This window comes from Acidovorax sp. CCYZU-2555, from assembly GCF_018413525.1.
Classification (GTDB): Bacteria; Pseudomonadota; Gammaproteobacteria; order Burkholderiales; family Burkholderiaceae_C; genus Comamonas.
This window is the reverse complement of record NZ_JAHCDD010000129.1, coordinates 1-9,539: the sequence shown is the minus strand read 5'-3', so window position 1 is coordinate 9,539 and position 9,539 is coordinate 1. Positions and strand designations below refer to the sequence as shown.

The 9,539-nt window shown below is 65.7% G+C and carries 11 protein-coding genes; 9 read left to right on the top strand and 2 right to left on the bottom strand.

Annotated elements, in window-relative coordinates; genetic code table 11:
- On the bottom strand, positions 1-720 hold a 720-nt coding region (locus KHY18_RS26245), incomplete at its 3' end, for an LpxL/LpxP family acyltransferase (RefSeq protein ID WP_213307200.1).
- Positions 721-848: 128 nt separating this feature from the next.
- On the opposite strand from KHY18_RS26245, the gene metK reads away from it, so the two are divergent.
- From metK to KHY18_RS26200, 9 genes are all read left to right on the top strand, one after another.
- Positions 849-2,033: a methionine adenosyltransferase gene (metK, locus tag KHY18_RS26240; RefSeq protein ID WP_213307198.1), complete on the top strand. Its 1,185-nt coding sequence runs from the start codon at positions 849-851 to the stop codon at positions 2,031-2,033.
- Positions 2,034-2,228: 195 nt separating this feature from the next.
- Positions 2,229-2,414, top strand: a complete 186-nt coding sequence (locus KHY18_RS26235) for a DUF1328 domain-containing protein (protein ID WP_159910842.1) — start codon at positions 2,229-2,231, stop codon at positions 2,412-2,414.
- Between the two features lie 52 nt (positions 2,415-2,466).
- A complete protein-coding gene (locus KHY18_RS26230; RefSeq protein ID WP_213307195.1) occupies positions 2,467-3,315 on the top strand; it encodes a cysteine hydrolase family protein in 849 nt (282 codons plus the stop codon).
- A gap of 16 nt (positions 3,316-3,331) precedes the next feature.
- On the top strand, positions 3,332-4,537 hold the full coding sequence (pncB, locus tag KHY18_RS26225; protein WP_213307192.1) for a nicotinate phosphoribosyltransferase: 1,206 nt from the start codon (positions 3,332-3,334) through the stop codon (positions 4,535-4,537).
- 16 nt (positions 4,538-4,553) lie between these two features.
- Entirely contained in the window at positions 4,554-6,254 is a 1,701-nt protein-coding gene (locus KHY18_RS26220; protein WP_213307189.1) for an NAD+ synthase, read from the top strand.
- 124 nt (positions 6,255-6,378) lie between these two features.
- Positions 6,379-7,464: a bifunctional nicotinamide-nucleotide adenylyltransferase/Nudix hydroxylase gene (locus tag KHY18_RS26215; protein ID WP_213307185.1), complete on the top strand. Its 1,086-nt coding sequence runs from the start codon at positions 6,379-6,381 to the stop codon at positions 7,462-7,464.
- A gap of 10 nt (positions 7,465-7,474) precedes the next feature.
- The gene (locus tag KHY18_RS26210; RefSeq protein WP_213307180.1) at positions 7,475-7,963 is read left to right on the top strand and encodes a GNAT family N-acetyltransferase; all 489 of its coding nucleotides are present in this window, start codon (positions 7,475-7,477) and stop codon (positions 7,961-7,963) included.
- A gap of 195 nt (positions 7,964-8,158) precedes the next feature.
- Positions 8,159-8,344, top strand: a complete 186-nt coding sequence (locus KHY18_RS26205; RefSeq protein ID WP_213307177.1) for a transcription initiation factor TFIID subunit D10 — start codon at positions 8,159-8,161, stop codon at positions 8,342-8,344.
- A 103-nt stretch (positions 8,345-8,447) separates the two neighbouring features.
- On the top strand, positions 8,448-9,179 hold the full coding sequence (locus tag KHY18_RS26200) for a glutamine amidotransferase (RefSeq protein ID WP_213307174.1): 732 nt from the start codon (positions 8,448-8,450) through the stop codon (positions 9,177-9,179).
- Here KHY18_RS26200 and KHY18_RS26195 read toward each other — a convergent pair.
- A partial coding sequence (locus KHY18_RS26195; protein ID WP_213307171.1) for a 2-oxoadipate dioxygenase/decarboxylase family protein occupies positions 9,155-9,539 on the bottom strand: 385 nt, incomplete at its 5' end. The two genes, KHY18_RS26200 and KHY18_RS26195, sit on opposite strands and share 25 nt — an antisense overlap.

Sequence of the window (9,539 nt, the reverse complement as noted above, 5' to 3'; positions counted from 1 at the left end):
CGAATCTGACAAAGGCACGGGCAACTCCTCAAAATACAGCGCATAGCCGCGGCCCCAGGACTTGCGCTCGCAGCGCGCGATGATCACGCTCGCACCGGTCTGCTGCACCAGCCGCGCCGCGAGCGTCATGGTGTAGGCGTCACGGCCGAAGAACGGCGACCACAGGCCCTGGCCGTCGGGCGGCACCTGGTCGGGCAGCAGGCCCACGGCTTCGCCGCGGCGCAGCGCCTTGATCATCTGGCGCACGCCAGACAGCGCGGTGGGCACGGCCTGCACGCCGGGCCGGTTGCGCGCGGTCGACATCACCTTGGCCAGCCAGGCCTGGCGCGCGGGCCGATACAGGATGGTGATGGGGCCATGGTCGGCGCTCCAGCGGTGCGCGGCGGCCTGCACCGACAGCTCGAAGCAGCCCAGATGAGGCGTCAGGAACACGATGCCGCGCCCCCGTGCCCAGGCCTGCTCTACGGGCTCGGGCCGCACCATCTCGCAAGGCGCGAGCTCGGTCCGCAGCCACATGCGCGGCAGTTCGGCCACCAGGCGACCCGCATGGCCCACGGCCGCGCGCACGTCGGCAAAGCGGTAGCCCGCCTGGCGCGCATTCTGCAGAAAGCGTCGGCGGTAGGTTCCCGAGACAAAGAACACCAGCCAACCCAGGGCAGCGCCCAGACCATGCAAAAGCCATAAAGGCAGCAACGAGAACAAGTGGAACAGGCTTGGCATTAAAATAGAAAGGTCGCTGAGTTAAATGAGCAACTTGCAGGGCGACGTAAAAAAATTCTGCTAAAGCGTTCGCCGGGCTCCGTCAGCTTGGGCAACGCCTCAAATGCTGGAACACAGGAGTTTATTCAATGGCGAACGATTTTCTTTTCACTTCGGAATCTGTCTCTGAAGGACACCCCGACAAGGTGGCCGACCAGATCTCCGATGCGATCCTGGATGCCATTTTCACCCAAGACCCCCACTCGCGTGTGGCAGCCGAGACGCTGACCAACACCGGCCTGGTGGTTCTGGCGGGTGAAATCACCACGGGCGCGAATGTCGACTACATCCAGGTCGCACGCGACACCATCAAGCGCATCGGCTACGACAACACCGAATACGGCATCGACTACAAGGGTTGCGCCGTGCTCGTGGCCTACGACAAGCAGAGCCAGGACATCGCCCAGGGCGTGGACAAGGCCAGCGACGACGAACTCAACACGGGTGCCGGCGACCAGGGCCTGATGTTCGGCTATGCCTGCGATGAAACGCCCGAGCTGATGCCCGCGCCCATCTATTACGCCCACCGTCTGGTCGAGCGCCAGGCGCAGCTGCGCAAGGACGGCCGTCTGCCGTTCCTGCGCCCCGACGCCAAGAGCCAGGTGACGATGCGCTATGTCGACGGCAAGCCGCACAGCATCGACACCGTCGTGCTGTCGACCCAGCACAGCCCCGACCAGTCGGAGACGGCCACCAAGATGAAGCCCAGCTTCACCGAAGCCATCATCGAGGAAATCATCAAGCCCGTGCTGCCCAACGAGTGGCTGCAGGACACCAAGTACCTGATCAACCCCACGGGTCGTTTCGTGGTCGGTGGCCCGCAAGGCGATTGCGGCCTGACAGGCCGCAAGATCATTGTCGACACCTACGGCGGCGCCTGCCCCCATGGCGGCGGCGCGTTCTCGGGCAAGGACCCAACCAAGGTCGACCGTTCGGCCGCCTACGCCGCGCGCTACGTCGCCAAGAACATCGTCGCCGCAGGCCTGGCGCGCCAGTGCCAGATCCAGGTCGCCTATGCGATCGGCGTCGCGCGCCCGATGAACATCACGGTCTACACCGAAGGCACGGGCGTGATTCCCGACGACCAGATCGCCAAGCTGGTGGCCGAACATTTCGACCTGCGCCCCAAGGGCATCATCCAGATGCTCGACCTGCTGCGCCCTATCTACAGCAAGACCGCGGCCTACGGCCACTTCGGCCGCGAAGAGCCCGAGTTCACCTGGGAAAAGACCGACAAGGCCGCGCTGCTGCGCGCCGCTGCCGGACTGCGTTAAGTCGCACGACGGGCCCTGCCCGTTCGACGCCCCAAGGCCTGCCTGCGTGCAGGCCTTTTTCTTGGGCGAGCGACGAAGGTTTGTTCCTACGCCAGCAGCGCTGTCCGACCCACAAGCGAGCTCTGTTGCAAACGCTAACGTAGCAACTGATCGCCGGCACATTGATCGGCGACCTCAGCTTCCAAGGAAAACACCATGCTCAAATACGCCATCATCTTTGCCGTCATCTCCCTGCTGGCCGGCGCCCTGGGCTTTACCGGCGTGGCCGCGGGCGCGGCGGGCATCGCCAAGCTGCTGTTCATCGTCTTCCTGGTGCTGGCCGTGATCTTCGTGGTGCTGGCCGTGTTGGGCGTGGGCGCGGCGCGCAAGGCACTCAAGTAAGCGGCTGCAACGGGGCAGGCCATGACAGTGCATGCGCGTCTACACTGGTCACATGCCCCGTTCCATTCAGCTGCTGGCGATTGACCCGCAGAACGATTTTTGCGATCTGCCCGCCGACTGGTGGCCTGTCCATCCTGCGCATGGCAGCACCGCACCCAGTCTCGCCGTCGCGGGCGCTCATCAGCACATGCAGCGTCTCGCACGCTGGCTGCGCCAGCAGGCGCCCCATATCGATGAAATCACCGTCACGCTCGACTCGCACCAGCGCTTCGACATCGCCCACCCGGTGTTCTGGCAACAGGCCGACGGCCAGTCCGTTGCGGCCTTCACCGCCATCACCGCGGCCCAGGTCCGCGCCGGCGAATTCACGCCGCGCTCACCCGTGCACCTGGCGCTTGCCTTGGCCTATCTCGATGCACTGGAACGCCAGGGCCGGCATACGCTGATCGTCTGGCCCGTGCACTGCGAGATCGGCAGTTGGGGCCATGGCGTGCATGCCGATCTGCTCGACGCCTGCGGCACATGGCAGACGCAAAAACAGCGCGCGGTGGGCAATGTGTTCAAGGGGATGAATCCCTGGACCGAGCACTACAGCGCATTGATGGCCGAAGTCGTGGACCCTACCGACCCGGGCACGGCACTCAATACCGCACTGCTGGAGCGCCTGGCCCGGGCCGACCTGCTGGTGATCGCGGGCGAAGCCAGCAGCCACTGCGTGCGCGCCACCGTCGAGCACCTGGTGCAATATCTGCCGAAGGGCCATGCGCGGCGCTTGCTGCTGCTGACCGACTGCATGGGCCCGGTCGCGGGCTTCGAGTCTGCCGAACAGGATTTCTTCACCGCCATGCGCGCCCAGGGCGTGCAGTTCGCCACCAGCGACGCCCTCACCCTTTGCGCCTGAACGCCGCCGCTCCACCATGCCGCCCATCATCTCCAGCCTGCTCGACACCGACCTCTACAAGTTCACCATGTGGCAGGCGATGCTGCACCGCCATCCGCAAACCCAGGCGCGCTATGAATTCGTCTGCCGCAACACGCCAGAATTTGCGCTCAGCGAACTGCTGCCCGAAGTCGAACGCGAACTCGATGCGCTGTGCGCGCTGTCGTTTGCCCAGGACGAGCTCGACTACATAGGCTCGCTGCGCTTCATCAAGAGCGACTTCATCGACTTCCTGCGCATCTTCCGCTTCCAGCGCGCGTTCATCGAAGCGCGTGCCGAAGGCGAGACGCTGCAGATCGTCGCCCATGGCCCGCAGGTGCATGTGATGGGCTTCGAAATCTACGTGCTGGCCATCGTCAACGAGCTGTATTTCCGGCGTTTCGACGCCGCGGCCGCGCTGCAGGAAGGCCGTGTGCGCCTGGAGCAGAAAGTCACGCAGCTGCAGGCGCTGGCCAGTGCCGCCCAGCGCCGCCACCCGTTCGAGATGTTCGATTTCGGCGTGCGCCGGCGCTTTTCGGGCGCCTGGCAGCGCGAAGTCGTGCAGCGCTTCGCGACCGAGACGCCGCAATGGTTCAAGGGCACGTCCAACGTGCTGCTGGCGCGCGACCTGCAGATCGTGCCGATAGGCACCATGGCCCATGAGTACATGCAGAGCTATCAGGCGCTGGGCGTGCGCCTGCGCGACTTCCAGAACGCCGCGCTCGAAGACTGGGTACAGGAATACCGCGGCGACCTGGGCATTGCGCTCACCGACACCGTGGGCATGAACGCTTTCCTGCAAGACTTCGACCTGTACTTCGCTAAGCTGTTCGACGGCCTGCGCCACGACTCGGGCGATCCGTTCGCCTGGGGCGAGAAGGCATTGGCCCACTACCAGCGCCTGCGCATCGACACCCACAGCAAGCGCCTGGTGTTCTCCGACGGGTTGAATCTCGACAGCGCGCTGCAGCTGTACCACCGCTTCGCCGACCGCATCCAGCTGGGCTTCGGCATAGGCACGCGCCTGACCAACGACATGGGCCTGACGCCGCTGAACATCGTGATGAAGCTGACCCATGCCAACGGCCAGCCCGTGGCCAAGATCTCGGACAGTCCCGGCAAGACGCTGTGCACCGACGAAACCTACCTCGCCTATCTGCGCCAGGTGTTCGACATTCCCGACCCGGAACCCGTGCACCCCTGACCCCAAGGAGACCTCCATGCTGCGCATCACCCTGGCCCAACTCAATTACACCGTGGGTGACATCGACGGCAATGTGCAGCGCATGCGCGCCGCCGCACGCCAGGCGCATGCGGAGCAGGCCGACATGGTGGTCTTCAGCGAGCTGTCGCTCAGCGGCTACTACCCCAGCGACCTGCTCGACGAACCATCGTTCATGCAGCGCGTGCAGGCCGGCCTCGAAGCGCTGCGCAGCGCTTCGGCCGAATACCCGGACCTGCATTGGGTGGTGGGCGCGCCCACGCGCGCTGAAGGCCCGGGCAAGCCGCTGTACAACAGCCTGCTGGTGCTGCAGGGCGGAAAGCTGCGCCTGCAGTACGACAAGCAGCTGCTGCCCACCTACAACATCTTCGACGAACGCCGGCACTTCGAGCCCGGCCCCGATGTGGCCAAGGTGTTGCGCATAGGCCAGATGCAGGTCGGCTTTCTGATCTGCGAAGACGGCTGGAACGACAGCGGCGCCGACTACGCCACCAATCCCTTTAGGCGCATGGCCGATGCCGCGCCCGATCTGGTGGTCAGCATCAACGCCAGCCCCAGCCATCTGGGCAAGCGCGAGCAGCGCCACCAGGTGTTCAGCGCCGCGGCCAGCCGCCATGCGCTGCCACTGCTGTACGTCAATCAGATCGGCGGCCAGGACCAGATCGTGTTCGACGGCGCGTCGTTCGCTGTCGAGCCCGACCGCGGCGTGGTGCTCGAGGCGCCACGCTTCCAGGAATCCGTGACCACGCTGGCCTTCGACATGGGGCGCTTTGGCAGCGGATCGGGCAGCGCGCTGCCGGCCGTGCCCGCGCAAGGCCTGCCGACCATGGAGTTCTATCGCCAGCAGATCGTGCTGGGACTGCGCGACTACGCGCGCCGCTGCGGCTTTTCCCAGGCCGTGGTCGGCAGCTCGGGCGGCATCGACAGCGCGCTCACGCTGGCGCTCGCGGCCGAAGCGCTGGGCGCGGACAACGTCGTCGGAGTGACCATGCCTTCGGGCTTTTCCTCGGCGGGCTCGGTCGACGATTCGGTCGCGCTGTGCGCGAACCTGGGCATCACGCTGCACCAGCACCCGATAGGCGAACTGGTGGACGGCTATGCCGCGGGTTTCGCGCGCAGCTTCGGCCAGCCGCTCAAAGGCCTGCCGCTCGAGAATCTGCAGGCGCGCATTCGCGGCACGATCTTGATGGAATATTCGAATGCGTTCGGCCACCTGCTGCTGACCACGGGCAACAAGTCGGAAGTCTCGGTAGGCTACTGCACGCTCTACGGCGACACCAACGGCGGCCTGGGGCTGCTGGGCGACATCTACAAGACCGAAGTGTTCGCGCTCTCGCGCCATATCAACGCGAGCGCGGGCCGCGAACTGATTCCGCAGGCCATCATCGACAAGCCGCCGTCGGCCGAACTCGCGCCCGACCAGAAGGACGAGGACAGCCTACCGCCCTATGCCGTGCTCGACGAAATCCTCAAGCTGCTGATCGAAGGCACGCATCTGCCGGGCCTCGAATACGCGAGCGCGCGCCAATTCGTCGACGCGCTGGTGCTGCAGCCCGAAGGGCCGGCGCTGGTCGACAAGGTGCAGCGCATGATCTACCGCAGCGAATACAAGCGCCGCCAGGCGCCGCCCATACTGCGGGTGCGGCCGCGCGCGTTCGGCACGGGCCGGCAGATGCCCATCGCCGCCTATTATCATTGACACCCCCTGAGCCGCTCACGCGGCTTCCCCCTCTCATCCTTCGGTGAAGGGGGACGGCACCCTCGCTGCGGGGCGGCCCTTGCTCGGTGCCCCTGCGCTGGGACATGCTTGTTCTTGGAAAACCATGGTCTTTTCTGCTGATCCCTCCCTTTCTTCGCCGCCGCACACCGCCGTGCTGATAGGGCGCTTCCAGCCCTGGCACAACGGGCACATGGCGCTGCTGCAGGCAGCCCTGCAGCAGGCGCAGCAGGTGGTGGTGGTGCTGGGCAGCGCCCACCAGGCGCGCAGCCCCAAGAACCCGTTCACCTGGCAGGAACGTGAAGCCATGGTGCAGTCCTGCCTCGCGCCCGCCGAGCGCGCGCGCGTGCACTGCATTCCCGTGCGCGACCATTACAACGAGGCACGCTGGGTCGAAGCCGTGCGCGCCGGCGTGCAGGCGCTGCTGCCGCAGGGCGCGGCGGTCGCGCTGGTCGGCCACTTCAAGGACAGCAGCAGCAGCTATCTGCAGAGCTTTCCGGGCTGGCAGCTGCTGAGCCTGCCGCGGCTGGGCGCGTTCGACGCCACGCCCTTGCGCGAAATCTACTGGAATGCCGACGCCGCGCCGCGCGCTGAAGTGCTGGCCGCGCTGGCGCAGCAGGTGCCCGCGCCGGTGCTCGACTTCCTGCAGTCCTGGATGGACACGCCCGACTACAGCGCAATGCAGCTCGAAGCCGCCATGCTGCGCAAATACCGCGAAGCCTGGGCCGTCGCGCCCTACCCGCCGGTGTTCGTCACTGTCGATGCGCTGCTGCTGTGCCGCGGCCATCTGCTGCTGATCGAGCGCGGCCAGGCGCCGGGCAAGGGCCTGTGGGCGCTGCCCGGCGGCTTTGTCGAGCCGCGCGACAGCCTCTGGCAGTCGTGCCTGCGCGAGCTGCGCGAAGAGACCGGCTGCGGCGTCGACGCCGCGACGCTCGAAGCCGCGCTGCAGGGCGTGCAGGTGTTCGACCATCCCGACCGCAGCCTGCGCGGGCGCACCATCACCCATGTGCATGTGTTCGATCTGGGCGAGCAGCGCCCGCTGCCGGCCGTGCAGGGAGACGACGATGCCGCGCTCGCGCGCTGGGTGCCGCTGGCGCAGCTGGCCGAACTCGAGACGCGGTTCTTCGAAGACCATTTTCATGTCATCCAGCGCTGCCTGGAAAACACCTGCAGCGCCCCTTTGCCCACCTGATTGCGCTCCCATGTCCGATTTGCTTATCCGCCCGGCGACCATCGCCGATACCGAACAGATCCTGCGCTTCATTCGCGACCTCGCGATCTATGAGAATGCCGAGCACGAAGTGCTGGCCACGCCCGAGCATGTGCATCGCACGCTGTTTTGCGCGCAGCCCGCCGTGTACGGCCTGATGTGCATGAGCGGCGATCAGCCGCTGGGCTTCGCGGTCTACTTCTTCAATTATTCGACCTGGCAGGGCCGGCACGGCCTGTACCTCGAAGACCTCTATGTCTCGCCCGACAGCCGCGGCCAGGGCGCGGGCAAGGCCCTGCTGGCCCACCTCGCGCGCATCGCCGTGGAGCGCGACTGCGGGCGCTTCGAATGGAGCGTTCTCGACTGGAATGCGCCGTCGATTGCCTTCTATGACAGCCTGGGCGCCGAACCGCAGAACGAGTGGATACGCTACCGGCTCACCGGCCAAGCACTGCAGAAGCTGGCCTTGCAAGCGCAATGAAGCGCGCCCAACGGAAGCCGAACGCAAGCGGTTGGCGCGCTTGATTCAACCCCAGGAAACACGGGTTTCAATCTCTAACCAAAAACCGCAGCTGGTCGGCGGAGTCCTACATTCAAGGGTTTTCCAGGGGGGCACCATGGAGTGGCGCTGATTGATTCGCAATCAGCGGTTTTTTCACTCTTTGGAGATATGACTATGGTTCAGCAACACAACCAAGACAGCAGCCAAAAGAATCAAAACCAGGCCAACCCTGCCGACAAGATGCAAAAGCAGCAGGAACAGCAAAGCGGCCAACACCAGCAGCCGGGCAGCAAGACCTCATCCACGGGGCAACAGCAGCAGTCCAATCCTTCTTCCAACAAACAGCAGCAGCAACGCTGACGCGCTCCTAGTTGAGCGGCAGGGCCGATGATGCTCTGACAAAGGGTCCTGCGGGACCCTTTTTGTCGTCGAAAGAGGGCATGAAACTTGCAAAATGCCCGGCATGAATACTGCTGACTTTTCACCCGCGCGCACCGCGGCGCTGTGGATTCTCAAGACCGGCAGCACGCTGCCCGAACTGGTGCCCGCGCAGGGCGACTTCGAAGACTGGGTGCGCGCCGGATTCGGCCCCGTGCAATGCCCGGTGCAGGTGCTGCAGGCCGACCAGGCCGCGGCGGCACAATTCGACTGGCCGCGCTGGCCCCAGGTGGCGGGCATCGTGATCACCGGCTCGCATGCGATGGTGACCGATGAACTGCCCTGGATGCAGGCCTGCGCCGCATGGCTGCGCGAGGCCGCGGAGCGCGGCATTCCAGTGCTGGGCATCTGCTTTGGCCACCAATTGCTGGGCCATGCGCTGGGCGGCGTGGTCGGCCCCAACCCCAAGGGGCTGGAGCTGGGTACGGTCAGCGTCGAAGCCACGCCGGCCGCCACCACCGATGCGCTGTGGCACGAACTGCCGGCGGCATTTTCCGCCAACGCCGTGCACTACCAGAGCGTGCTGCAGCCGCCGCCCGGTGCCGTGGTGCTGGCGCGCAATGCGCATGAAGACGTGCATGCGTTCCGCGTGGGTGCGGCTTGCTGGGGCGTGCAGTTCCACCCCGAATTCAACGTCCATGCCATGCAGGGCTACATTGCCCACCTGCAGCCCGCGCCAGCGCAGTCCGGGCCCACGCCCGACGCCGCGTCGCTGCTCGCGCGCTTTGCGGCTTACGCCGGCTGCAGCGCCAAATAGGCGCTGCGCAGGGCATCGATAGACGCCTGCTGGCTTTGCGCGTACAGCGCAATTTCATCGGCCACGCTGGCTTGCAGCGCTGCCTCGAACAGCTCCTTGGCGGCGTTGGCCGCATAGCTTTTTTGCTCGGCGCCGCCGAGGTTCGACTGGAAGATGCCGGCTGCGCTCACGGGCAGAAAGTCTTCATAGATGATGGGGCGCGCGCCGACCACGCCCTGGCCGTACAGCGTTGCCAGATCGAACGCTGCGCCGCTGGCTGCCGCCTGGGCGAACGCCGCGGCGTCACGCACCGCATAGCGGAAGAACGCCAGTTGCTGTTCGCGCATCGCCTCGAGGTCATCGGGAAATTCCGCGAACACC

What these genes read in the sequence shown, in the direction of transcription:
- KHY18_RS26215 (WP_213307185.1), top strand. Translation starts at nt 6,379, where the DNA reads ATGGTCTTTTCTGCTGATCCCTCCCTTTCTTCGCCGCCGCACACCGCC.
- KHY18_RS26200 (WP_213307174.1), top strand. Translation starts at nt 8,448, where the DNA reads ATGAATACTGCTGACTTTTCACCCGCGCGCACCGCGGCGCTGTGGATT.
- KHY18_RS26235 (WP_159910842.1), top strand. Translation starts at nt 2,229, where the DNA reads ATGCTCAAATACGCCATCATCTTTGCCGTCATCTCCCTGCTGGCCGGC.
- metK (WP_213307198.1), top strand. Translation starts at nt 849, where the DNA reads ATGGCGAACGATTTTCTTTTCACTTCGGAATCTGTCTCTGAAGGACAC.
- KHY18_RS26210 (WP_213307180.1), top strand. Translation starts at nt 7,475, where the DNA reads ATGTCCGATTTGCTTATCCGCCCGGCGACCATCGCCGATACCGAACAG.
- KHY18_RS26230 (WP_213307195.1), top strand. Translation starts at nt 2,467, where the DNA reads ATGCCCCGTTCCATTCAGCTGCTGGCGATTGACCCGCAGAACGATTTT.
- KHY18_RS26205 (WP_213307177.1), top strand. Translation starts at nt 8,159, where the DNA reads ATGGTTCAGCAACACAACCAAGACAGCAGCCAAAAGAATCAAAACCAG.
- KHY18_RS26220 (WP_213307189.1), top strand. Translation starts at nt 4,554, where the DNA reads ATGCTGCGCATCACCCTGGCCCAACTCAATTACACCGTGGGTGACATC.
- pncB (WP_213307192.1), top strand. Translation starts at nt 3,332, where the DNA reads ATGCCGCCCATCATCTCCAGCCTGCTCGACACCGACCTCTACAAGTTC.